This is a genomic window from Dietzia sp. SLG310A2-38A2 (genome assembly GCF_014145095.1).
Taxonomy (GTDB): domain Bacteria; phylum Actinomycetota; class Actinomycetes; order Mycobacteriales; family Mycobacteriaceae; genus Dietzia.
In genome coordinates, this window is the sequence record NZ_JAALDX010000547.1 from 2,052 (window position 1) to 2,567 (window position 516).

A 516-nucleotide genomic window follows, 5' to 3' on the forward strand; every position below is an offset into this window, starting at 1 on the left:
GCTCGAAAGTCGCTGGTGGCCGCGGTGCACCTCGAGCATCGACTCGGTGATCCTCAGGTCGACCTTGGCGCCCACGTGCGGGTACGGCACAGAGTAATAGTTGCGGGCGAAGGACACGTGGCCGTTGCGCCCGACCTTCCGGCCGTAGACCCAGCGACTGATCTCGTACCCGGTGGCCGGCAGCGGCCGCAGTAACTCCTTCTCCTCGGAGGTGAACACGCTGGCCCTGGAGCCGGCTCGCTTCTGGAACGGCTCGGCGTTGTACGCCTCGAGTTGGTCGGCGATCGCCGACTTGAGCTCGGCGAGCGTCGCGAACTGCCGCGTACGTAGGGCGGCGATGATCCAGGTGGCCACGTGCGCCACGGTGTTCTCCACGCTCGCCTTGTCCTTGGGCTTGCGCACCCGGCCGGGCAGTACCGCGGCCGAATAGTGGGCGGCCATCTCCCGGTAGGCGTCATTGAGGATGATCTCACCGTCGCGGGGATGTGTGATCACGCCGGTCTTGAGGTTGTCGCA

1 pseudogene is annotated in these 516 nt (G+C 66.5%); it reads right to left on the minus strand.

What is annotated here, in order from left to right:
- Nucleotides 1-516: pseudogene (locus G6027_RS17930) on the minus strand (IS21 family transposase); the annotation flags it as partial.